Raw genomic sequence first — 25,088 nt, forward strand, 5'->3', positions numbered from 1 at the left:
TTTTCCCAATTTTTCTTAAATTGTAACTAATTACTACTAATTAACTTTGCTAGACTTGCACGAAACTGGCTAAAATCAAAAGCTTCAATAGTTTTTTGTTGTAAATATTTTGGTTGGTAAATTACTGGATTAGAGCAATCACCTTGCAGGATTTGAATTAGATTATCGGCAATTTCTTCAACATTATCAGGATCGACCAAACATCCCAACTTCCCGTCAGCCAAGGGATCTATAGAACCATCTTGATTACCCGCCAAGACAGGTTTACCACAAGCTAAAGCTTCTAGAAAAACAATTCCAAATCCTTCTCCTTTACTAGGCAGAGCAAAAACATCGCAGAGATTGTAATGATCGCACAATTCTTGCTCTGGAACAAATCCGGCAATTGTCACACAATCTTGGAGATTTAAGTTGGTAACTAAAGCTTTGATTCGAGGTATATCATCTCCTTTACCTGCAAGAATAAAGTGAACATTAGGAAGATGCGATCGCACTTTAACTAAAGCATGAAGGATTTGGTCATAACCCTTGTATTTTGCCGTGCTTCCTAGCCGCGTTACTGTTAAAATTACAGGCTGTTCATCTGTTAAATTATATCGTTTGAGTAAGTAGGTAGGTTTAGAATTTATTGGAAACTTACTAGCATCAAATGTATTAGGTAAAACAACTATTTTTTCTGAATCAATATTTGTATCTTGAAGCAAGCGCTGACGAGTATAATTACTAACACTAATGATTTTATCTGCTTTTTCTAAAGCAAATTTTGTTGCCTTATTTTGAATGTCCCAAACTTCTAAGCCATGAGCAACCACCCAGTAAGAAGTTCCAGTGAAAAATTTGACAATATAACAAACAATCGCATAGTTAACATGAGTGGAAATCACTATAACGGGATGTTGAAGAATAGCTAAAATAATTATTTTCGTAGCAAATAAAATTGGTTGCAATAATTTTGGTAAATCTCCAAAATAATGAAATATTGTTGAACTTAAAAACTGGAATTTATCTGGCTGTTTTAAACTATACTTATCATATTTAAGAAACACATCATAATCAGCTTCAGGATATATATCTTGTAAAGCTTTTAGCAAAAATTTAGAGTAAACTTGAATACCTCCCTTGAAATCAAATATGTTTGGAAATATTAAGTAGAGACGAGGTTTAGCACTCATATTTTTTTGGCATTTTCAATAATTTCAGGTTTTAATTGGGTGACAACATCTTTTCGATAATTGATAGCCGCTGCTATAAAATAAAACTCAATAGTTGTAAAAGTATAGTCTTCAGTAAAAACATCTGGAATTTGAGACACTAAAAACATAATAATTGGAACAGTAATTAAAGGATTAGCATATTTAACTTTCAATGCTATTCTCGTTAAAAAATTAGTAAATAGCAATAATCCAGGAATTCCTTGTTCTGCTGACACATTTAAAAATATATTATGTGCGTGATAACTTTTTTTACCCCAAACTTTCACTCCTATCTGGTCTGGAAAAACTCCTATGCCTATACCAGCAAATGGTCTTTTAATAGTTTCATTAATAGCTGCCTGCCACATTTGAAACCTTGAAAAACCTGCTCCTACAAGAGTAGGAATCTTTTTTTTATTTGGATCGACTGAACTTGAATTTTCTAAAAATATATTAGTTAAAGGAAATATTTTACTATCTGTCAAACCAATTCTCCGTGTAGAAACTGGTACAGTTACAATGAATAAAAACAACAAGCTCATTAGATAAATCATTTTTTTCAAACTAATAATTTTATATATCAGTAAAAGAAACATCCCAATTATAAAAATTACCCAACCATTCCCGCTGGCAGACAAAGCTAAGGGAATTATAAAAATGAATTCGCTTATATGTAATTCAATTTTAGAAATTTTATTCTGTTTTTCTAAAATCAGACTTAAACATAATCCAATGGCGACTATAACCCCAAACTGATTAGGGTTTTGCATAATTGAACCAATCTCAGGATAAAAGCTGGGGAACTTTAATAATTTAAAAATCCAGTTATTAGGAAGTAAAAGCTCTAAAAAACCCAAAGCTGCAATTATCTGTAGTAAGTACAATATGCAACGATAATAAAATGTTAAATATGGGGCGGTTATATTCTTAAATGTTAATACTAAAAAAGCAAAAAATAATATGTAATAAGTTGAGTATTTTAGACTATAAGTAATAGCAATATGTGGAAAATCGCTCATTAAAGAGGAAAACCACATCCACAAATACATCAGACTTATAGATATCACAATTATTTTATGCTTTTTAACAACTTCTGGTATAGATTTTAAAGATAAACTAATGATTCCAAAACTAAATGCAGGAAGTAATAAATAATGAATCCCAATATTTATTCCTGGAAATTTAATTCGCCCTAAAAGTGAAGAAAATAGTATGAGTATAAAAAATACATTAATCATAACTTTTATTTCAAGATATTTTTTGGAAATATAAAACTTATATCAACCAACTTTTGTAGGTTTAGAAATAGATTTTGAGATTTTTTTAAGCTATAATTCTGAACATGTAGAGAATATTACCATAATACAGTCTTCGCTAATATCATCTTTTGAAGCTATGATTAATTTGATCTTTTTACACAGCTAAAAATTCTTTCTTAGGTAGAACCCAAAAAAGTCGCAATCTATTCCGAATGTACACTATCAGATATTTTTAATTAATCATCTGCCAAATTTTGAGAATGTTCTCACCACTTCCACCACCGGCAATGGTTTGTCCATCTGGGCTAATGGCAACGGCATAAATATATCCAGAACCTGTCTTCAAAGTGCGGATTTCCTTTCCTGTTACTGGGTTCCAAAGTTTGATTGTCTTGTCACTACTACCACTTACAAGGGTAATACCATTTGAACTTTTGCTTGGCAAAAAGGCGACAGAATTAACCTTATCATTATGTCCTTTTAAGGTGTGGATTAACTTTCCTGTTTTCAGATTCCATAATTTAATTGTCTTGTCTTTACTGCCACTGGCAAGGATGACGCCATCGGGGGCAAAAGCGACTGAAAGAATCGACTCTGAATTTCCCTCTAAGGTGCGGATTAACTTTCCTGTCTCCAGATTCCACAATTTAATTGTTTTATCCCAGCTACCGCTGGCAAGGGTTTTACCATCAGGACTGAAAACTACAGATGCAATACCACTGGTATGTCCCTCTAAGGTGCGGATTAACTTTCCTGTTTCCAGATTCCATAGTTTGATTTTCATATCCTTACTAGCACAGCCACTCGCAAGGGTTTTGCCATCAGGACTGAAAGCCACAGAAGTAACTCCATCGCTATTTCCCTGCAAGGTGCGGATTAACTTTCCTGTTTCCAGATTCCACAGTTTGATTGTCTTGTCCGCACTCCCACTAGCGAGGATTTTGCTATCAGGACTGAAAGCTATAGTCCAAATCCAATTGGAATGTCCTTCTAAAGTGCGGATTTCCTGTCCACCTGTCAGATTCCATAGCTTGATTGTCTTATCATCACTGGCACTGCCAAGGGTTTTACCATCAGGACTGAAAGCTACGGAATTCACGTCACTAGAATGCCCATTAAAGGGTTTGGGTGAATAAGAATTTTCTGAGACGTTTTTTTGGGGCTGAATAGGCTGAGAAATAGGCTGAGAAATAGGTTGAGGAGCCTCGCTGACTGTCTGGGGACGAGACTGAAAATACCAGACTCCCCCTAATCCCAACACTAAAATGCTAGAACCTAACAGCAGTTGACTTTTTAGATTGTTATTTAATTTTGGTGAAACTGGCACCTTGTTTGCTGGGGAAGCTGTAAATGTTGGTGTCAGTATAGTTGGGGGTACTGATGACAATGGTGATATTTGAGGTGTCAAGTCATTGATGACTTCATCAGCCGATTGATAACGCTTTTGGATATCTAGTTGCAACAGCTTATCCAAAACTTCACCCAACTCTACAGATATAGAAATCCCGTCTCTACCTGAACTGGTTAAATGTTGCCGCCAAGATGCAACCCAACCATAACCCTGATGTATCCACAGTTGAGATGGGCGAACTCCAGTCAGGAGATGAAAACAAGTAGCCCCCAAACTGAATAAATCACTGGCTGGGTAAGCTTTTCCATCTTGCATTTGTTCAAGTGCAGTGTAACCGTGTGAGCCAATAACAGTGCCCATTCTAGTCTGCACTGTTGCTGTCAACAGCTTGGAAGCTCCAAAATCAATGAGGATTAATCGCCCATCACTTTGACGGCGAATAATATTCTGTGGCTTGATATCTCGGTGAATCACTCCCCGCAGATGGATAAACTTCAGTACCGGCAGTAAATCTAGCAAAAGTTGGCGAATCTCCGTTTCGTTATAGTTTGCCCGCGTTTCCGATTCTTTGAGCAAGTTTTGCCCATCGATAAACTGCTGCACCAAAAAGAGATAGCTATTTTGCTCAAAATAAGCCAATAAAGTTGGAATTTGCGGATGTTCTGCCAGTTCTTGCAGTCGGCTCGCTTCTTGTTTAAATAGTTCAACGGCCTTGGTTAACGGCCCAGTTCCCTGAAGTTTTGGCGCGAATTGCTTAACAACACAGCATTCATTCAGTTTGTGTACATCTTTGGCTAGATAGGTTCTACCAAATCCGCCCTCGTCTGATAAAACCTGAGTGGGACGATAGCGACCTCCTAGCAGGGGTATCAATTCCGCTCTACAACTGTGGCAATAGTTGTTTTTATCAGGATTTAAGGGTTTTGGGCAATCGGGATTCACACAACAGAGCATACTGGGAATCCATTTCAGTTGGGGTATATATTCATCTTAAGTCATGCAGTATAATCTCTCTTGTTAGTAAATATCACTGAGACACCATACAAATCCCCAATTTCCTTACCTCATCAGGTATTGAACAATTTAGATAAATTGCAAAAAATTGTGTTTGAGCGATGCCTTTTGACGAATTGATAGGAGTCAGGTCTGCTTGTGTATTACATCTGTATGAGCAATTTAGTCAGGGTTACAAAAATATCTGAGCAAAATTCCGAAAAGCAACAATTTAAGTTTGTAGCTCAGTATATACCTATGAAATTGAGATTTCCTCTAGTAGTCTAAATTGAAAATACAATTTTTCCGATTTGATTGAGGCAAAAATTTGGGTATGTAGGATATGCGAATTCATTTGATTACAGGCGATGCCTTTAGCAAGCCGCTAAGGTATATACGCTAAATTTCCCTTTTCGTTTACATAACTGCTGTGGCTAAAACAGCAACTAGTATTAATTTTGTCTTTTGGAAAAGACAAAATTATCAGCAAAATTAGGAGCGTAATTATGCTATTAGACAACAAAAACTATCGTCGCAAATTAAGTCATGTTTTAATTGGTTGCGTGAGTAGTAGTTTGTTAATCACAAGTAATGTGCTGCCTATAAGTGCTTTGGTAAAATCTCAAAGTTATCAAGACTTCATAATTGCTAAATCACCAGATGAGAGACAACCAGAAGCAGTAAAAAAAGGAATTGAGCAAATTCCTGCTTCTCAGGCATCAATATCTCCAAGACGGAAGATATCTATTGAGTCACCAGTACAACAGGCTCCTCGTGTCTCGTCTCATAGAGAAACTTCTCAGCGAACTTCCAGGGTTTCAGATAATAGCTCTACTCCTAGAGCATCTAGACGTAGGACTTCTAACTCAAATTCTAATCGTTCCAATGGTGGTAGCTCTGCATCTAGATCGTCTAGAGCTAGAATTGCTAACTCAAACGCCAATCGTTCTAATGGTGGCTCTGGGAGAGTTCGCAAGCCAAGTTATAATGTCGCTACAAATGGGAACCAAAATCTCGATAATTCAGCGATTTCTTCACCTGCAACACCAACTTATAAACAGATCAACTTTGTAGATGTTGCATTAGGTATTCTGAGTAAAGGTGACTTTCAATCTGAAGGTAGATATTTTCATTTCTATGAGTTTGAGGGCAGAGAAAATCAATTAGTTCAAATTAGATTGATTGGCAGTAATGATACACGCAGATCCAATAACTTGAGTTTAAAACCCTTGTTGTTTCTGCACGATCCTGATAATAATATCATTGTTAAAAAAGGTGCTTTGGATAAAAGCAGTAGTGGCGATGATGCATTCATTTTTGCGCGACTGCCTAAAAATGGCATTTATAAGATTGCTGTTACTAGTCAAGATCCTGGAGATACAGGTCGCTATAGCTTGGCTCTTAGGAATGATAGAGCTAGCTATACTTTAGATGAATCAGATCAACTAACTGCTAAAAGCTCAACCTTGAAACAAAATGGAGGCGCTTACAATGTTTCTAATTTTCAAGGTAAAAAAAATCAGCTGATAAGTATTCGTGTAGATAGTGTTGATGAAGAGTTTTCTCCTTATGTAGCTTTGCTAAATTCTAAAGGACAGACGATCGCGATCGATAAAGACAAAGACAAAAGTGGTGTCTATAGTGCTTTAATTGACCGAGCTAGGTTGCCTGAAGATGATACATACTATATAGTTATTACTTCCAAAAATCCACAGGAACGCGGTAAATATAGATTGACTATTTTCTGAAGTAATTACCAATTCTGGTATTGAGACTATTGCTATGAGTAAGATATAGTCAGGAATGTTTTTTATTTACCGTAATAGTCTCGATACCATTGCACAAAGTTACGGGTTTTGAGGCAGGAGGCAGTGTTTCGACTACGCTCAACTAGCCGCGTAGTCGAAACTCAACAACCAAGCAGGAGGTAGGAGGCAGAAGGTAGAAACTCTTTATATCTGATGAATCAGTCCTGCATTTTGTACCTCACTTACTTACAATCTGCTGTAAGGTCAATTTAAATACATTTTGTTATAAAGGCTCTGAATTGCAGAATGGACATCAAACTGAGATTTCTTACGTAAGATACTTAAATTATTGCAAGCCAAAGAATTAGCAGCATCTGGTCATCTACAAACAATTGACTTAGAAGCAGCACCAGAAGAGTTAATCAATACAATTACGAACTTACTTCAGTAGACGGAAATGTTCTGCGATGCCTGCGGCGGGCGTAGCCATCGCGCACAGAGCGATACCTATAAAACCGACTGTTGTCAAAAAACCGTCATTTAACAGTCGGACAACATCAGCAAAAGTAATACTGGCAACATAACTATTAACTTAAGTAGCTTCCCAAAGTTACATGAGTATTTTATAAAACGTTGATGAGAAAATTCTCATTATTATTTTTGTAGCAATTGTGTAATAAATTTAACAAAAATCTTCAAAAATTCAGTTTAGTAAGTTAAAGCGGACTTTTCCAAAGCGCCAAAAGTTTTTGAGAGATTGGTTATCAATTAAATCCCTAGTTATATAACTATTGTCACGATTATATAAGTGGAGATTCGCTATATTTAATAGTTAACGGCTAAAAGGAGTTAAAGAGATGGAAATTAAGCCAACTGACCCATCGCTAGCACTCATGGAAATTCCCCCAGGCTATCTCAATATTATGGGTTACGTCGATCAATCAGAAGTTAATGGCCCTGGTTGTCGTGCAGTTGTCTGGGTACAAGGTTGTCTGCGTGAATGTCCTGGCTGCTTTAATACTAACTCCTGGTCTTTTGAACCTAACCAATTGATTGCTGTTGATGCTCTTGCCGAAAATATTCTCAGCAATCCCCGCAACACAGGTGTAACATTCTCAGGTGGAGAACCATTTTGGCAAGCAACTGCACTAGCTTCTTTAGCCCGGAAGGTAAAAGCTGCTGGTTTAAATGTAATGTCTTTTTCTGGGTTCACTCTTAAGCAGCTACAGTCACAATCTGCGCCGCCAGGTTCCCAAGCATTGTTAGAACAACTTGATATTTTAATTGACGGGCCTTTTGTACAATCTCTGGCAATTAATTCTCCCAATTCTCCAGTTTCTTCTAGCAATCAACGGGTTCGGGTGTTGAACCCGGCTTTCCAAGACAAGATTACTTGGGCTAGCGACCAGATAGAAATCCACATCCTCAAGGATGGTGGACGCATTGTCACTGGCTATCAAGGTGGACTGGAACTAACGTAAGGGCACGGACAGGGGAGCAGAGGAGCAGGGGAAGAAGAGGGAGTTAAAACTTAAAAATTGAGCTTTTGAAGGTCAAAGTTCACCTTCTGAGGGTCAACTTCCATCTTCTGAGAGTCAACTTTCACCTTCTGAAGGTCAACATTGAGCTTCTGAGGGTCAACTTTCACCTTCTAAAGGTCAACATTGAGCTTCTGAGGGTCAACTTTCACCTTCTGAAGGTCAACATTGAGCTTCTGAGGGTCAACTTTCACCTTCTGAGGGTCAAATTTTTAGATTTCTCCTCCCTCATCGAAAAACTGTCTTTAAAATGCAGCTTTGTTTGGGACGGATTATATTTAAAAAAAATACATATTTAAATTTGACTAGACCATTTCAGACGATTTTTACTGAACACCGCGTATTTTGGGCTGTTTTACTCTTTGGTACAGCACTGGTGGTAACGCTAGCACTGTCGCTTTCTCAAGGAGCAGTACCTTTAAGTATGTCGGAATTTTGGCAAGCCATACTCCACAAAGGCGATCCGGTTAAACAGACGATTCTCTGGGATTTACGTCTCCCGCGCATTACAGCTGCGATCGTTGTCGGTGCAGCTTTGGGAATGTCAGGAGCGTTGCTGCAAGGAATGTTACGTAATAGTCTTGCCGATCCATTTATTTTGGGCATTTCAGCAGGTGCAGGACTACTTGTAATTCTGATGATTGTGTGCCACATATTCCCGATCGCAATTCCTTTAGCAGCATGGATAGGAGCAATTTTAACTGCCGCGATCGTTATTTTACTGGGTCGTTCGGGGTCGGGAATTTCTGTTGAACGGTTGATTTTAGGCGGAGTAGCGGTGAGTTCTTTATTTGGTGCTGTACAAAGTACATTGCTGCTTTTAGCTGAAGATGGGCAAATTCAAGTTGCGCTCAGTTTCCTGGTTGGTAGTCTTAATGGACGGGGTTGGCAAGAAATTGCTACGACTGGCCCTTATATCATCGTTGCGTTGATCGGGGGATGCTTGCTAGCGCGATCGCTAAACATACTTGCTTTGGGAGATGATTTAGCTGTGAGTTTAGGGCTTTCGTTGACGCGATCGCGCTTGTTAATTGGTGGTGTCGCCACTCTATTAGCCGCAGGTGCAGTCAGCATCAGTGGCTTGGTTGGATTTGTCGGTCTTGTTGTCCCTCACGGTGTCCGCCTGATTGTTGGTACAGATCATCGCTTTGTTTTACCACTTTCCGCCCTTGCAGGTGCATGGTTACTCACTTTTGCAGATTTACTCTCTAGATTAGGAGCAGTAGAACTACCAGTAGGTTCCGTTACTGCCTTGCTGGGTTCACCCCTGTTTATCTGGTTACTTTATCGTCGTTCTTCTGCTGGGTTTAATAAATTTTGAGCGATCGAACCGCAATACTTGTCGGTTAAGGGGAAAAGGGGAAGGGGAAAAGGGGAAGGGGAAAGGGGAAAGGGGAAAGAAAAAACCTTTAACCTTTACCCTTTAACCTTTTCCCTAAACCCAATTCCGAGTTAAAAATCCAAAACCCGAGCATGAGACCGCTATCCATCCCCACCGTATATACGGATCGGGTTTTTTGCGCATTCTGATAAACTGATACAAAGCCTTCTTCAACTATTTAAGCCAAAATTCTCCATAGTAAAACACACCTATATAACCCTACTTTCTTATCCCCCCTGCTCCCCTGCCCCCTGCCCCTCTGCCCCTCTGCCCCTCTGCCCCTCTGCCCCCTACCCCCTCAAGGAGGTTAATCGATGTTATGCGTTGAGGAATTAATCAACTTAGACCCATTTCAACAACTTCCCAAAGAGCGATTGCAGTGGGTTTGCGATCGCGCTCAAACAGTTGAACTTTCTGTCGGAGAAGTGTTGTCCCATGAGGGAGACCCTGTATGTCGCTTATTTATCTTAGTCAAAGGTAAAATCAACATCACCCGCCGCAGTGAAGGAGTTGAAATTCCTATAGGGCAGCACGAAGCCCCATCCTTTTTTGGCGAAATTCCAGTACTCACAGATGAACCTGCACCTGTGACAATGCGGGCATTTTCAAATTGCCACCTTTATGAAATGAAGGGAGAAGACTTCCGCAAACTGCTGCATGAATGTCGTGATTTTGAGCGGATGGTCTTCCGAATTATGCAACGCCGTGTCCGGGGGCTAGAGTCTTTCATTCGTGGGCGAGAAAAGATGGCAGCTTTAGGGACACTTGCCGCCGGTCTAGCTCATGAACTCAACAACCCAGCCGCAGCCCTGGTTCGGACTTTAAAAGAAATGCCAGCCGCCATCCTAGAGTTACAACGAATGAACTTAGTTTATGGGCAACGCAATGTTGAGGAAGCCCATACTCAACACTGGTTGAGAGTACGCGATCTAGGCTTTGATGCGATTTTGAATAATCGCCTAGATCCGGTGACACTAAGCGATCGCGAAGAGATATTGCTGGAATGGTTAGAAGACTATGGTGTAAACCAAGCATGGAAATTAGCAGAACCTTTAGCAGAAGGTGGCGTTGAGGTTGAAACCCTAGAGCAACTCATGGAACGTTGGCGCAACGACGACACAGAATTGCGAGAAATGGGATTGCACTGGCTAGCGCTTTCCTTTGAAGTTATGTCGATGATTAAACATGGTTTGCGAGGATCTGAGAGGATTTCCGAACTTGTGCAAGCGATGAAGTCTTATTCTTACCTCGATCAAGGCACTCAGCAAGAAGTAGATATACATCAAGGCTTGGAAGATACCTTGCGATTGTTTGCTCATAAACTCAAGTGCGGTGTCCAAGTGCAACGCAATTACGATCGAAATCTTCCAAAAATCCTTGCCTATGGCAGCGAACTGAATCAGGTGTGGACAAACTTAATTGACAACGCCATTGATGCAATGGAGGGTAAAGGATTGCTAGAAATTACAACACATCATTGCGATCGCTATGCTCATATAGACATCATTGATTCTGGCAGTGGAATTCCACCTGAAATTAAAACCCGTATTTTTGAACCTTTCTTTACCACGAAATCAGTAGGACATGGTTCAGGACTTGGTTTAGAAACCGTTCGCCGAATTGTAGAAAATCGGCATCACGGTACGCTTTCATTTGAATCGCAGTCAGGTAGAACTTGTTTCACTATTTGCCTACCTTTATCAAATAAATGAATCAACCTGCCTTGAAAATAAGGCAGGAGGCAGGAGGCAGGAGGCAGGAGGCAGGAGGCAGGAGGAAAAAACTTTTCATTGTTCCTTGTGAGCGATCGCACTCCAACCAAGCACCATTGCGATCGTCATCACACTGACCAGCACAAACCGAATTGTTGAATGGAGGAAGCGATTAAATAGGAACATAATATATAGAAAAGTGATTGAAAAACTGATATTAATGTTGGCGAGCGTCCGACTTTAATTTTCTATCCTCAATTAATTTTAGAGATTTTATAGTTATCAGAAAAAAATCTGGCGATTGCATCCTATACAAAAGCTTTAATAATGCAAAAATGGCAATTTTTTTTTAAAATGTTAGTTAATATTTTGGCAATTTCAACCCTTTAATATATCACAAAGCTTTTTTGCAAAAGGTCTTTTAATCATCTTGCACAAATGCAAAATTTGCCCACACTGCGGGATCTTGCTACATCCCCCAACCCCTTCTCCCAATTTCAAAGTCCCTCTCCCAAGGTTGGGAGAGGGATTTAGGGTGAGGGCTAAAATTACTCCTCACTTATCGACTTTATTTCTTCTGGTAGTAAGGTAGTTTCATCTTTAGGACGTTCGTCATCTACGGATTTGGCTATAGTTATATACGGTTTGATAATTAGACTGACACCGATTGTCCAACCTAATGAAACCATCCAACCTGCGAGAATGTCACTGGGAAAATGAACCCCTAGATAGAGACGACACCACGCAATCGCGATGATGTATAAGCTGCCGAATATGAGAACCAACCAGCGCCAAGAGGTAGCCCAAGTTAAGAATAGTAAAATTGCTACCAGTGTTACACTCGTCATCGCATGAGCGCTGGGAAATGCAAAAGTATACTCAGGTGCAATTGACTGCCACAATTGTGGACGCACTCGATGCATTAATTGCTTTGCGGTGCGGTTGATGATGACGCTTCCTGCTGAGGCAGTGAGTAAATAAGCTAGCGATCGCCAACGTTTTTGAAGTAGTAACATCAGTGCGATCGCACCCAAAATCAGCATCGCCATCCAAGGCAACCCAATTGTAGCTAGGGTGACAGCTAAAACATCTAACTGTGGGTTTTCTGTAGAATGAACTGCTAACAAAATCGGTACATCCCACGGAAAGCCCGCTTGATTCTCCCATATATTTACTGTCAGGATTTCAAAAATCTGCAAAGGTAAATAGACTCCGATCAAAAGGAGTAATAGCGATCGCCAACGAGCAATTAACAGGTTTTTGAGAAAATCAAGCGGTGATTGACTCTCTTTATTGATTTGTTTCTCTTGTTCCATATCTAAATTAAAAAGGCGATCGACGACTTCACTGATTACAAATTACTGGAAACTTGAGAAGTTCCACAATGTTTACAGTACGACAAATGCTTATAAGTAAGATTATGACAGTTATGGCATTCAATGTACTGATAATAACCGCAGTGTGGACAGTAAGTATCAAGATGTCTAATTTTCTTGGCACAATTGACACATCTTGATTTTTGAACTCTGCTAGCTGCTTGGACTTTAGCGTTAAAGACAAATTTTTGAAAAAACTGGATGATTCCAAAACCAATAACTGGAATCAGCAAGATATAAACATAATTTATCAGGAAAAGTAAACCACCAAAAATGGCGCTGATTATATCAAATAAAAATTTGAATATTGCACCTATTTGGAGAAATTCAAATATTTTAACGATTAATGGGATAAAAAAGATAACTAGTAAATGCCAGCTAATTAGCGAAACAAGTCCATATCCTCTTCTTTGGGCAAATTTATGAACTGATAAGGCAATGAGAATTAGTGGTAAAAGAAAGAGGGACTGAAAACCAAGTTGGATACTTGGATACCAAAATGATGCCTGATGATAGCCTTTGTCAACTTCCTGAAATCGATTATCATCTTTAATAAATGTTATAAAACTAATGCTTTCTGATTTGGCAAGCAGTTCATTTTTCAGAGTAGAAGTTTCTTGTTTCAGAGTAGAAATTTGACGATTATTTTCTTCTAATGTCTGTTTAGCTTTTTCAGCACTAACTTGATTAATTGAGCGATCTCGACTCTGACCTGCAATTTTTTCTAATAGCGTTGAGTCATATTGAGATTGAATAGTGCTATTGGCTTGTTCAAGCCTACTGGTTTTCGCTTGTTTTTGAGCGATATTTCTAATGATTTGCTGCTTTTCAGGATTGTTAATCTTATCTTTGTAATCGGCATATTGCAAGCACGTTTGAGAAACCTTACCTAGATGTCCTGCTTCGGCTTGTTGATAGTTTTGCCGGAAACTAAATTGACTGTTCGTGTCAGATGGCAATGAAAGGCTAACAATTTCATAGTCTTTATCTTTAGTAGTTTTTGCTCGGTAATTTTGCCACTCGGAATAACATGGATAAGCCTCAGTCGGACTGATATGCCATCTGCTAATATCATCGAGTCCGGTAAAAACATTAATTAAGATAAAAATATCAACTATAATAATGACAATCAAACTTACTTTATTCAGTGGTTCGTTGTTGATTGTTCTTGAATTACTAAAAAATTGACTTAAAATTCGGCGAATTCTGGCAAACATATTGTCTTTTAAATAAATGTAAATTTAATCCGACTCAATTTTATGCGATCGTTAGTGAATAGCTGGATAAAAATACATCTACCCATCTGAAGATTTGTTAACTGCTGACGAAAAAAAATCCCCAACAACTTTTACGAAATCGGGGATCTGTAGTTTTCAATTCTCCCAAATCAGGCTGCGGTCAAAAATATCATGACTTTACCTGGAGTTGGCACAATTGATGACTGTTCGTAGACATTGCTTTGTTTGTGGAGATTTATGAAAACGATGCCTACGGCGGGCTACGCCTACGCACCTGTGTACTCGATCGCGGTGCGACAAAGTTTGAAGTACTTCAACACGATTTTGGAGTACTCCAACACGACTTCGGAGTACCTCAACACGACTTCGGAGTACTTCAACACGACTTTCAAGTACTTCAACACGACTTTCAAGTACTTCAACACGACTTTCAAGTACTTCAACACGACTTCGGAGTACTTCAACACGACTTTCAAGTACTTCAACACGACTTTCAAGTACCTCAACACGACTTCGGAGTACTTCAACACGACTTTCAAGTACTTCAACACGACTTCGAGGTATCTGTTGCTTATATAGCAATACGGTTCAGTTAAAGGAGACAAGGGTTAGGAGGAAACAAGGGAAAGGGGGGAGACAAGGAAGAAATTTCTTCTTGTCCTTCTTATCCTTGTCCCCTTGTCCCCTTGTCCCAGTGAAGAGAAGATTTCTATTTTTTAGTCAAAACCTACGTAGTATTGCAATTCTACTCAACCCTATTTAGCAGCGAAGTAGGCTTCTAATGCCTCAGAACCACCAATTAATTTACCATCGATAAATACTTGGGGAACTGTTGTTGCACCCGCAACTGCTTTTAACGACCGTGTGGTGATATCCTTACCCAAGGTAATTTCTTCGTAGTTGATGCCATGTTCCTTAAGCATCGCCTTAGCACGGGCACAGAAAGGACAACCCACTTTCGCAAACAGGGAAACTACTTCGGGCTTAACTGCTTGGGGATTAATGTATCTGAGCATTGTCTCAGCATCCGACACCTTAAAGGGATCTCCTGGCTCTTCTGGTTCAATAAACATCTGATTAATTACACCATCTCTCACCAGCATAGAATAGCGCCACGATCGCTTGCCAAACCCCAGGTCTGATTTATCTACCAATAGACCCATGCCTTCAGTAAATTCACCATTTCCATCAGGAATTAGTGTGATATTTTCCACTTCTTGATCCTTTGCCCATTCGTTCATCACAAAGGCATCATTAACAGAAATACAGATAATGTCATCGACACCATTCTGTTTGAAAACTGGAGCTAATTCGTTGTAGCCAGGAAGATGAGTAGATGAACAAGTCGGAGTATAAGCACCTGGTAAAGAGAAGACAACTACTGTCTTATTAGCAAATAGTTGATCGGTTGTCACATCCACCCACTGGTTGTCATTGCGAGTATGAAAAGTGACATTGGGTACTCTTTGTCCTCGGCGATTGGGTAACATAATTTTGCTTGCCTTTAGTAATCAATTCCAGTCATAACCTATCATGGGAGAACTGGTACAATCTAACTATCAATCGTCTAAGAAACTTCATTAATGAATGGAGCGATCGCTGCTACAAATTCAGCGGTTGATTCATAGGGTAAAACATTACGCCCATTTATTTTTACACCTCGACTTTCAGGCAAACAAGCAAGATAGTGAGCCAAGCGTTCATCTGGCGTTTCTTTTTTATTGTCTTGGCTAATACTGGATGCAATTTCGCCCATAACTGCTAATGTTGGTTGCTGAATTGAGGCCATAAAACTAGTATAATCATCTCGCCAAAACCCTGCTAAAAAAGAAAATACTGCATGGCGACTAGCAGGATTTTCTGCACCTGCAAGCAATGTATTTAACCACTCTGCATCCACAGCAGTTTCAGAAGCAAAAAGTTGGCGAATCGAAAAAGAACGTAAAAATTTTGGGGTGCGTGCATACCGATAAAAAGCACTGCCAAAAGGCGAATCTAACACATTCCAAAGGAATTTTTCTTGCCATTCTGGTGGTTTAGTTGTCATCAAAGCCCACGTTGGCGGCCCAGAAAGTACCAGTCCGGCAATTAAATTTGATTCCTTTTGGACTAATTGGATAGCAACTGGCAATAAAGCGCCTTGTACTACTAGAATAACCGGTTTTTGGACTACTGTTTGTAAAAAGAACTGCAACTGTTCTGCCCAATCACTAGGAGTGTAAGCTACACGGGGCATATCACTTTCACCACATCCTAGTAAATCAGGGTTGTAAATTGAATTACGCTGACCTGTACTATACCACTCGCGACAAAATCGTTGCCAAAATCGCCGCGACAATCCCACGCCAATCGGATGAATTAATAGTAAAGGAATGCCCTCAGATGTTGTATTAATTGGTTGATGAACTTCGTAAGCACAACGATAATTCTGCCAACTGTAAAACTGGCTAGGAGATGCTGTCAAATTGGTTGTGTTAGCTACAGCAGATGTTTGCATAATTCCTAGTTTTTAATACGTGCTAAAAAATCATCTGTGGATGAATAAATTTGTATCCAGCTTCTTTGAGCTTTTCATTCGATACCCAAGCATTATAGGGGCGAGTACTCTTGATAGATGTATCCCATTCTACTTTGGGTAAATTATGTTTTTCAAATAAGCTATCTAGCAAGTCTCGGCTGGTGAGATGTGCATCATCTACCAGATTGTAAATTCCTTGCAAACGACGCTGACGGGCAAATTCTATCGCACCAACAATATCATCTAGATGAATCCAATTTGTGGTGTCCTCACCATTGCCCGGACGGGTTGTACCAGAATATCTACCAAATATTTTCAACAGTTCTCTACCAGTTCCATAAATCCCTCCTAAGCGGAATATACAAACACGGAGATTTTCGCTAGATGCCGATAGCAACACCTCTTCTGTTTTGCAGAGGATTTGGGCATTTAAATTAGCAGGTGCAAGCGGTGTTTCTTCATCTACCCATACACCATTTCTGTCACCATACACGGCATAACTACCTGTGTATATTAATTGTTTTACACTCTTAATCTGCTGTAAGCACGAAACTAAAGTTTGGGCAGTTTGTAGATAAGTTTTTTCATAAACTTCTCCACTTTTTGCCCCAATACTCAAAAGTACAATATCTTGATTGTGCAAAACTGATTTTAGACCATCTATGTCATTACCATAGGTAACTACAACTCTTTGAGATACTGATTGGAGGGCGGGTACACGCTCAGGCGAAGTTGTGGTTACACTGACAACAAAATTCATATCTTGCTGCCAATATTGAGCAACTTTATAACCAACATAACCACAACCAATGATTGCAACGTTCATGACAAATTAGACACAAATAAATTAAACTACTGATTGAGAGGATCTTCTCAATTAATTGTCTGGAAGTAAATAATTTTAACAGCCCAGAGCTAACAGTCAATAATTAACAGGACAGAAATTTTTACCTAATGACTATTTCGCTAATTCTTTCTCAATTATGGCAATTATTTCTGGTGAATTTGGCTGGACACTACTATTAAATCGAGCTACCACTTCACCTTGCTTATTAACTAAAAATTTTTCAAAGTTCCAAGCAACAGCTCCCGTTGGCTCAACAGCTTTAGTAAGTCGCTCATAAAGTGGATGCTGCTGTGAACCTTTGGCATGAACTTTATCAAATAGTTCAAAGGTAACACCATATTTACTCGTACAGAATTGCACAATTTCTTCGTTGCTTCCTGGTTCTTGCGCTCCAAAATCGTTACAAGGAAACCCTAAAATGCGTAAACCTGCTTCTGCATACTTTTGGTTCAACTTTTCTAACCCCTCGTATTGCGAAGTATAACCGCAGAAGGAAGCCACATTTACAATTAAGAGTATCTTACCAGTGTAGTCCTTTAATTGCTTATCTTCACCGTTGATGGTCTTGACTGCAATATCCGAAATTGTGTTATTCATCTGAAATCTGATTGATAGGGAATATTGCCAAGTCTCCCATATTACAGGTACTGTAAACTCGGTTTCTTTAAGGATAAGGAAATTAGGTTTGTTAGCCTTGTTGTAACAATTCTATGTGAGTCGTGTAGTTGCAAAACGCTGTATCTTGGATAAATAGCTCTACCAAGCTACTATCTCAGCATAAGTGTGGGAAATATGCGTTGCTTTTAATACAAAATTTTGATTGTAGTTGTGAAATGATATACCTTCTAAAGTCAGAAAGAATGAATTATTTGTATAAAAAGTTAACAATATCTAGAATTTTCCAATCGATCGTATCGGAAAATACGTAGCTATAAAAGATATAATTGCTTTTTTGTTGCATCATAAGTTATATTTCATCACAAAAACCAAAAAAATGTGTTTTATGATACAGTTTTTTTTGTTTGAGTAAATAGACAATCAGTCAAATTTATCGGTTTAGGTATAAATTTACCAAAGTGAAATCAGCAACTCGTCTCATAATTTCTGTGAAGGAATGTTTATGTTTTGATTTAGTCAGAGTTTTTAATATTAGACAAAGTGTGTTTCCAAAAAAATAAATAACTGATACGGAGAATGAGATGATGATTTCTTAAAAGTGTTGAAGAAAAGCTGAATTATTAAATTATTTGATGTTGCTAAGTATATTACTAACATCAATTATTACTTTGACAGCAGAAAAAAACCATTGAATAAACGCATTTGTGCCTGGCATCGCCTACTGGCGTTAGCGATCGCTTTAATGATGTTTGCAGTTTTTGCCCCCATAATTGTACAGGTGGCAGATCCTCCCACTATTCGGACGGTAGTTTTTTCTGCTTAACCTGTTTTTTCCCTTTTTTAAGGATGGTTTGGAGGATGATGCTCAAATTCATGTACAAACAAAAATCGAAAACAAAAAATAGGCATTTGTCTGCAAGAAATTACGTTATCAACTCACAATCCAACTCTAAAGTCAAGCTATTTAATCTGATTAAGCGACTTTCTCCCAGTTGGCAAGCTTGTTTACCTATCGCTTGTTTGATTGTGTTGGGTTGGGGTTATGCCGCAGTTGCCCAAACTCCAGCCGCAGCGCCAACGACAGCAGAACTCAAAATTGCTATTGACACCCTGTGGGTAGCGATCGCTGCTTTTTTAGTGTTCTTCATGAACGCTGGTTTTTGTATGTTAGAAACTGGCTTCTGTCGCCAGAAAAATGCTGTCAATGTTCTTTCCAAAAACTTGATTGTATTTGCTCTGTCTACCGTTGCCTTTTGGTCAATCGGTTTTGCCTTAATGTTCGGTGATGGCAATGACTTCATTGGATTGAATGGGTTTTTCTTAAAAGGAGTAGATAACAGTCCCGCTACAAGAGAAGCTTATAAAGGTGTCTTCAATGCCATTAATTGGGCTGGTGTACCTTTAGCAGCCAAGTTTTTATTCCAGTTAGTGTTTGCTGGAACGGCTGCAACAATCGTTTCTGGTGCAGTAGCCGAACGGATTAAGTTTGTTGACTTCCTAATTTTCAGCCTCTTACTTGTAGGTATTGCCTATCCGATTACCGGACATTGGATTTGGGGTGGTGGTTGGCTAGCAGATAGAGGCTTTTGGGATTTTGCCGGTTCTACGGTGGTTCACTCTGTAGGTGGCTGGGCAGCTTTGATGGGGGCAGCATTTCTTGGCCCCCGTCTTGGTAAATATCAAGACAAGCAAGTTGTAGCAATGCCCGGTCACAACATGAGTATTGCTACGTTGGGCTGTTTGATTTTGTGGCTGGGTTGGTTTGGTTTCAACCCCGGTTCTGTAATGGCTGCCGATCCTGGTGCGATCGCTCATATTGCTCTAACTACTAACATGGCTGCCGCTGGCGGTGGAATTGCCGCCACCATCACAGCTTGGTTGTACTTAGGTAAACCAGACCTGTCAATGATTATCAATGGTATTTTGGCTGGCTTGGTTGGGATTACAGCATCTTGTGCTTACGTAGGTGTCGCTAGTTCTTTAGTAATTGGTTTCATTGCTGGGATACTGGTAGTTTTCTCTGTAACATTCTTTGACCAACTTGGCATTGATGACCCAGTGGGAGCTACCTCAGTTCACTTAGTTTGTGGTATCTGGGGAACCCTAGCAGTTGGTCTATGGTCTGTTGGCCCTGGTGTTTTTACTTGGTATACACTTGGCCCAGAAAAAGGTTTATTTTCAGGTGGTGGCTTTGGACAGTTTGGTGTTCAGTTGCTGGGCGTTGTCTCAGTAGCTGGCTTCACTGTTTTACTCAGTAGTATTTTTTGGTTGGCACTAAAAGCGACTTTAGGTATTAGAGTATCCAAAGAAGAGGAATTAGAAGGTTTGGATATCGGCGAACACGGTATGGAAGCCTACAGTGGATTTCTCAAAGAAGGTGATGCAACGGTATTTTCTGATGAACAAAGCTCAATTGGGAGATATTAGGGAGAATATTTCCTTAGCTCACCCTCTGGCATATTCTTAAATTTGAGCTACCAATACACCATTAGTTGATTGAACTGATTTTGCCAAATTCTCTACCCAAGTGGGGAAAAGTAGGGGGTATAAAATCTCCTGCCCTCTGCCTCCTTCAATAATTTAGCGATCGCATTTTACCTTGTGAAAATTTTATGCTTAAAGGCTTAAGAGTTAGTATGCTGCTATTAGCAGTGATGGGAAGTTTGGCATGGTCATTTAGTGCCAAAGCAAATTTTAACGGCAAACTCACCGTGGAAATTGATGGCTTGAAGAATAAAAAAGGACAAGTCTGTGCCAGTATATTTGCTAGCAGTGAAGGATTTCCTAGCGATGGCGATCGCGTCTTACAAAAGCAGTGTACCAAGATTACTGAAAATCCCTTACCAATTACCTTTGATAACTTGAAAGCAGGTAGTTACGCCGTTGCTGTCTTTCACGACCAAAATAATGACCGCACTCTCAATAGCAATATTTTTGGTATACCAAGCGAAGGTTTTGGATTTTCCAGCAACCCAGAAATTCGCACAAGAGCGCCCAAATTTAGCGAAGCAGCATTTTTAGTGGCAGGGCCAGATACCAATATCCACATCCAGTTGAAATACTTTTAAGCTGATAGCAGATTCAGCTTGGTACACTGCCAATAAGCTGTTAAGTACTTAATTTACACGTTGAGACCGCAGGGGAGCAGGTGGTCACTGAGCGTAGCCGAAGTGGGAGCAGGTGAGCAGGGGAGAGGGTTTGAAGTTCTTACCCACAATTTAAATTGTGCAACTTGTATGCATAACAGCTTACTTATCGGGTTTTGGGGAAAAGGGAAAAGAAAAACCTTTAACCTTTACCCTTTAACCTTTTCCCCAAACCCAATTTAAAGTTCAAAATGCACAAAGCGAACAGTATTAAGTACACTACCAATCTCTATGCTTGTGAATCACGGTCGGAATCTTCCTGTAGACTCTGTTGCTCCGGCAAGTCACGTATTCGTATTCGATTCATCTGAGTTAAAGCATATCGTGCTGTTGCTTGCACATCGGCATCTGGGTCTTGTAGCGCATGGTGCAACATCTGACTCATTTGACCCATCATGTCATAAACGCGCGTCAGGTCACGGATCGCATTTTGCCGCACTTGTGGACTTTCATCTTGAATTGAAATTGCTAAAGCACGGTTCATTGGTTTGAGTGTGCGGATGCCAATTTCTGACAAGGCTGCCAAAATTAAGCTCCTTTCTTGAGAATCAGCATCAATTATCAGGTCAACCAGATGCTGAATTGCCCGCGAATCTCCCTGCTGACCCAAATCCCAAATAGCCTTGCGCCGCTTCGTTGGGTCAGAACTGCGTAAATCTTGAATTAATTCCTCCACGATATTGAGTTTAGCAAGACGGGAAGTTTTTTCTGGTAGCAGTAATTGTGTAGAAAATTGTGGTGGTGGTGGTGGTGTTTGTAGACTAGTGACAGTCTCCAGCAAAGGTGGTGTAATCAGTTCTTTGTTAGCTTCACTCAAACTTTTAGGCTCGGATATTTCGGACTTTTGCACTTGCTTTTTCTTCTGAAACGACCTCAGCAGATAAAAAAGTGCGCCACTACATCCTAAAACTCCAATGGTAAATAGTAACCACCAGACAAAACCTCTCTCGGATGCTTGGGGATTTGCAGAAGTCGGAGCAATAGCGGTAACTATTGGGGAGGTAACTTTTGGAGAAGTAACTATTGGAGAGGTGAAAAATTGCTTTTTAGCCTCTATTGCTGCTTGCAGTTTCACCTGAGTCGCCGGGCCAGCAATCCCATCTAATTTTAAACCCTTTACTTTCTGGAATTTAGCTACAGCGATTTCCGTACTGGCGTTATACTGTCCATCTACTACACCCCTGTAGTACCCCAACTGCTTTAATTGGGTTTGTAGTCTCTGCACATCTGATTTTCGACTACCATATCTCAAAACAGCCGGACTAGCAGTAACTGTCGAACGAGCTTGTGCAAGTTCTAAAATTTCAGGTGCTAGGTTAGGTGTAGCTGCACTTGAGCGATTTGGGTAAAAACCCACGCAAGAAAAACAGGTAAATATCAGAATTGAGGAACGGCATAGCCTCATATTGCAAGTTCCAGCCTGAACGTGCTTTTCAAATCTTCGATACCACAATAGCTTCTAGACGACCAAATGTTAACTATCATTTTTAATTGGAAATAGGGCATTGGGCATGGGGCACTTGTACTGAGCGACTTGCCTTGAGCGGAGTCGAAAGGAGCCGAAGTATTGGGCATTGGTTATTCATTATTCTCCTCTGCTCCCTCATCTCCCCACTGAATTACGAATTACGAATTACTAATTACAAATTACTAATTATTTTAACAAGTTAGGGTAATATTTCTGGTTCAGATTCTCTAACTGCTAGGCTGATGGGGTTCAATTTTTTAGCAGATGCTTCTAAAACTGGTTGCTGTATGTTAGCTATCTCGCCGACAGTAACTGTGTCGTTTTGTCCTCCTAAAGTATCACGTTGGTTAATGAGATAGATGCTGATTAAAGTGAGAAATACTCCTACCCACTGCAACGGACTGAGGACTTCTGAGAGGAAAAGATTGCCGAATAGTAGCGCAAAGACGGGTGTTAGGAAGGTAAGAGAACTAAGACTCGTGAGACTGCCACTAGAAGCAAAGTAGAAGAATAACCCATAAGCGATCGCACTGCCAAATACGGTAGCATAACCCAAGGCCATGAAATCAGATCCTCCCAGATTTTCCCACTGCTGGGATTCAACAACTGATGAAATTCCCCATAGTGGCAATCCGCCCAAAATCATGTGCCATCCCGTAGCGCTTACAGGGTCAGCATATCGGCACACAAATCGAATCAACACTGTTCCCACTGCCATTGATAGTGCTGCTAACAGCATTAACCACTCGCCACTAGCAAACAAATCTTGCCAGTTGCTGATTGTCATATTTGCGCCTGAGTCGAAAAAATGTAAAATCCACTCATCAGGTAAGCCAATCAAACTAATACCTGTGACTCCCAAGCCTAGCCCCAGCCATCCCCAAAAACCAATCTGTTCTTGGAATAGCCACAACGACAGCAAGGCAACAGCCAAGGGTTGCGAGTCAATCATCACAGACCCTAACCCTGCACTAGTTCTGACTAATCCCTCTGCCAAAAAGCCTTGAAACAGCGTTCCATCTACTAGGGCAAATAAGGCAATCCACAGCCATGTAGCCCAACCCTTCGGCTGGGGTTTACCCATAAATGCTGCTGCAATCAGAATTAACATCCCTGCTGGTATCAGACGCACACCTGCCATGAATAGCGGTGTGGTATGGGGTATCACACCTTTCATGGCTACCATTGCCGTCCCCCATAGGAAAAAGGGGGCGATTAACAAGAGGGGGGCGAAGGGAAGTCGAGATGCACTGAGTTTCAGTTGCATGGGTTTGCTGATACCTTTGTTTAACAAGCGCAAAAATTGCTTTACCCAATTTTACCGAATTATGTAGTTTTGCGATCGCCTTTGGCGGGTGCTTGGCACTATCGCGTAGCGTCTTGGAGACGGTGAAATCTCTCCAGCCTGAGCCTAGTACCGCAAGGCGGAAGTCAAAAGAATTATATTCCCAGCTTCTTGCACCGTTTGAAATGGTATGTTTATTTACGCCATGCTCTACTAGTGCGATCGCTTGTACCAGAAATACGCTGTAACTCAGATTTGATTTTTGAAAAAATTACTTACTCTTAAAGCTTATGTATGAAAAAATTGCTATCCCTATTTTAAGTCTCATGTTTGCAACGCTCATGTCGAATGTGGTAGCTGCTGAGACTGTAATGAAAAAAGTAGCCAGAACAGGAGTATTAACAGCTGGTACTAGTAGAGATGCGCTACCTTTTGCCTATGTGGATAGTCAAGGAAAGTTAAATGGCTATTCTGTAGATATGCTGACTCTGATTAAAGAGCAATTAGAAAAAGATACAGGAAAAAAAATTAAACTGCAATTAGTTGGTCTTAGCCCCTCTGAGCGGATTCCAAAAATAGTTAATCAACAAGTTGATATTGTTTGTGATGCTAGTAGTTTTACATGGAAGCGAGATAAAAAAGTAGATTTTTCTGTCAGCTATGGTGCGACTGGAACCCAATTATTAGTTAAGAAAGGAAGTAATCTAGGTTCTCCTGAATCACTTATTGGTAAAAGAATTGGTGTGCTGGCGGGAACTACAAATGAACAGGCGATCGCTCATGTACAACCCAAGGTTAAGCTAGTATATTTTAAAACTAGGGCAGAGGGATACGCAGCTTTGCAGCAAGATACTATTGATGCTTTCTCATCCGATAGCATTCTTTTAGAGGGATGGCTGCAACAGCAAAAAAATCCAGATGCTTTTGCGATCGTACCCGATCGTCCCTATTCACGAGAAGGCATCGCTTGCATGGTGCCAGAAAATAACTCCAAATTCTTGGATACAGTTAACTATTCTCTGGTAAAGTTCATGCAAGGATTCGTCAATGGGAATCAGCGATATGTCACTATTTTTGACCGTTGGTTTGGCCCTCAAGGCGCTGTAGCGCTCAATCGAGATTTACGTGATTTGGTAGTAGAAACTATGCAATTGGTCATAGAATTTCGTGAGGAAATTCCTAAAAGTGACCTGTGATATTATGTCCGGTTAAGTGGTTGGCAGATTAGATGATGGAGGTAAGTTTGGAGAGAAAGTAGTAATTTACTCTTTCATTCCCTTCTGCCTCCTGCCTCCTGCCCCCTGCCTCCTGCCTCCCAATACGGTTCGGATAAGCATTTTTCACAATCGAGTGTGGTCTGGGGAAAGGGTAAGGGGTAAAGGGTAAAGGATGTATTGAAAACCTTTCCCCTTTTCCC

At 40.0% G+C, this 25,088-nt stretch carries 20 protein-coding genes; 9 read left to right on the plus strand and 11 right to left on the minus strand.

Annotated elements, in window-relative coordinates:
• Positions 1-26: 26 nt before the first annotated feature.
• The 3 genes from V7K45_RS04680 to V7K45_RS04690 form a co-directional block, all read right to left on the minus strand.
• The gene (locus V7K45_RS04680) at positions 27-1,172 is read right to left on the minus strand and encodes a glycosyltransferase family 4 protein (RefSeq protein ID WP_335000855.1); all 1,146 of its coding nucleotides are present in this window, start codon (positions 1,170-1,172) and stop codon (positions 27-29) included.
• Positions 1,169-2,431: an O-antigen ligase family protein gene (locus tag V7K45_RS04685; RefSeq protein WP_335000857.1), complete on the minus strand. Its 1,263-nt coding sequence runs from the start codon at positions 2,429-2,431 to the stop codon at positions 1,169-1,171. The genes V7K45_RS04680 and V7K45_RS04685 overlap by 4 nt, the downstream gene beginning before the upstream one ends.
• A 253-nt stretch (positions 2,432-2,684) precedes the next feature.
• On the minus strand, positions 2,685-4,757 hold the full coding sequence (locus V7K45_RS04690; protein ID WP_335000859.1) for a serine/threonine-protein kinase: 2,073 nt from the start codon (positions 4,755-4,757) through the stop codon (positions 2,685-2,687).
• Positions 4,758-5,302: 545 nt separating this feature from the next.
• On the opposite strand from V7K45_RS04690, the gene V7K45_RS04695 reads away from it, so the two are divergent.
• The 4 genes from V7K45_RS04695 to V7K45_RS04710 all read left to right on the plus strand — a co-directional run bounded on the left by V7K45_RS04695 (position 5,303) and on the right by V7K45_RS04710 (position 11,175).
• Positions 5,303-6,544 (plus strand): peptidase, encoded by a 1,242-nt coding sequence (locus V7K45_RS04695; protein ID WP_335000861.1) that lies wholly within the window; start codon positions 5,303-5,305, stop codon positions 6,542-6,544.
• Positions 6,545-7,401: 857 nt separating this feature from the next.
• Positions 7,402-8,025, plus strand: coding sequence for a 4Fe-4S single cluster domain-containing protein (locus V7K45_RS04700; protein ID WP_335000863.1), 624 nt, complete (start codon positions 7,402-7,404; stop codon positions 8,023-8,025).
• 307 nt (positions 8,026-8,332) lie between these two features.
• Positions 8,333-9,403, plus strand: coding sequence for a FecCD family ABC transporter permease (locus V7K45_RS04705; protein ID WP_335000865.1), 1,071 nt, complete (start codon positions 8,333-8,335; stop codon positions 9,401-9,403).
• A gap of 374 nt (positions 9,404-9,777) precedes the next feature.
• Positions 9,778-11,175, plus strand: coding sequence for an ATP-binding protein (locus V7K45_RS04710; protein WP_335000867.1), 1,398 nt, complete (start codon positions 9,778-9,780; stop codon positions 11,173-11,175).
• Between the two features lie 548 nt (positions 11,176-11,723).
• Here V7K45_RS04710 and V7K45_RS04715 read toward each other — a convergent pair.
• Positions 11,724-12,491, minus strand: coding sequence for a phosphatase PAP2 family protein (locus tag V7K45_RS04715; RefSeq protein WP_335000869.1), 768 nt, complete (start codon positions 12,489-12,491; stop codon positions 11,724-11,726).
• Positions 12,492-12,526: 35 nt separating this feature from the next.
• Positions 12,527-13,768 carry a hypothetical protein gene (locus tag V7K45_RS04720; RefSeq protein WP_335000871.1) on the minus strand — a complete coding sequence of 414 codons (1,242 nt, stop codon included), beginning with the start codon at positions 13,766-13,768 and terminating at the stop codon, positions 12,527-12,529.
• A 248-nt stretch (positions 13,769-14,016) separates the two neighbouring features.
• Here V7K45_RS04720 and V7K45_RS04725 point away from each other — a divergent pair, with 248 nt between their 5' ends.
• The gene (locus V7K45_RS04725; protein WP_335000873.1) at positions 14,017-14,385 is read left to right on the plus strand and encodes a hypothetical protein; all 369 of its coding nucleotides are present in this window, start codon (positions 14,017-14,019) and stop codon (positions 14,383-14,385) included.
• 159 nt (positions 14,386-14,544) lie between these two features.
• Here V7K45_RS04725 and V7K45_RS04730 read toward each other — a convergent pair whose 3' ends face one another.
• The 4 genes from V7K45_RS04730 to V7K45_RS04745 form a co-directional block, all read right to left on the minus strand.
• Positions 14,545-15,279 (minus strand): glutathione peroxidase, encoded by a 735-nt coding sequence (locus tag V7K45_RS04730; protein ID WP_335000875.1) that lies wholly within the window; start codon positions 15,277-15,279, stop codon positions 14,545-14,547.
• Between the two features lie 77 nt (positions 15,280-15,356).
• Entirely contained in the window at positions 15,357-16,286 is a 930-nt protein-coding gene (locus V7K45_RS04735; RefSeq protein ID WP_335000877.1) for an alpha/beta fold hydrolase, read from the minus strand.
• A gap of 22 nt (positions 16,287-16,308) precedes the next feature.
• Entirely contained in the window at positions 16,309-17,133 is an 825-nt protein-coding gene (locus V7K45_RS04740; RefSeq protein WP_335000879.1) for an SDR family oxidoreductase, read from the minus strand.
• A 132-nt stretch (positions 17,134-17,265) separates the two neighbouring features.
• Entirely contained in the window at positions 17,266-17,751 is a 486-nt protein-coding gene (locus V7K45_RS04745; RefSeq protein ID WP_335000881.1) for a glutathione peroxidase, read from the minus strand.
• A gap of 709 nt (positions 17,752-18,460) precedes the next feature.
• On the opposite strand from V7K45_RS04745, the gene V7K45_RS04750 reads away from it, so the two are divergent.
• The 3 genes from V7K45_RS04750 (at position 18,461) to V7K45_RS04760 (ending at position 20,840) form a co-directional block, all read left to right on the plus strand.
• On the plus strand, positions 18,461-18,595 hold the full coding sequence (locus V7K45_RS04750) for a hypothetical protein (RefSeq protein WP_335000883.1): 135 nt from the start codon (positions 18,461-18,463) through the stop codon (positions 18,593-18,595).
• A 50-nt stretch (positions 18,596-18,645) separates the two neighbouring features.
• Positions 18,646-20,199 (plus strand): ammonium transporter, encoded by a 1,554-nt coding sequence (locus tag V7K45_RS04755; RefSeq protein ID WP_335000885.1) that lies wholly within the window; start codon positions 18,646-18,648, stop codon positions 20,197-20,199.
• A 185-nt stretch (positions 20,200-20,384) separates the two neighbouring features.
• Entirely contained in the window at positions 20,385-20,840 is a 456-nt protein-coding gene (locus V7K45_RS04760; RefSeq protein WP_335000887.1) for a DUF2141 domain-containing protein, read from the plus strand.
• A 307-nt stretch (positions 20,841-21,147) separates the two neighbouring features.
• Here V7K45_RS04760 and V7K45_RS04765 read toward each other — a convergent pair whose 3' ends face one another.
• A complete protein-coding gene (locus V7K45_RS04765) occupies positions 21,148-22,323 on the minus strand; it encodes a peptidoglycan-binding protein (protein ID WP_335000889.1) in 1,176 nt (391 codons plus the stop codon).
• Positions 22,324-22,585: 262 nt separating this feature from the next.
• Complete coding sequence (locus V7K45_RS04770) at positions 22,586-23,653, minus strand: DMT family transporter (RefSeq protein WP_335000891.1); 1,068 nt, start codon at positions 23,651-23,653, stop codon at positions 22,586-22,588.
• Between the two features lie 308 nt (positions 23,654-23,961).
• On the opposite strand from V7K45_RS04770, the gene V7K45_RS04775 reads away from it, so the two are divergent.
• A complete protein-coding gene (locus V7K45_RS04775) occupies positions 23,962-24,867 on the plus strand; it encodes an amino acid ABC transporter substrate-binding protein (protein ID WP_335000893.1) in 906 nt (301 codons plus the stop codon).
• The last annotated feature ends 221 nt before the right edge of the window (positions 24,868-25,088 follow it).

Source organism: Nostoc sp. (assembly GCF_036917375.1).
GTDB lineage: Bacteria > Cyanobacteriota > Cyanobacteriia > Cyanobacteriales > Nostocaceae > Nostoc.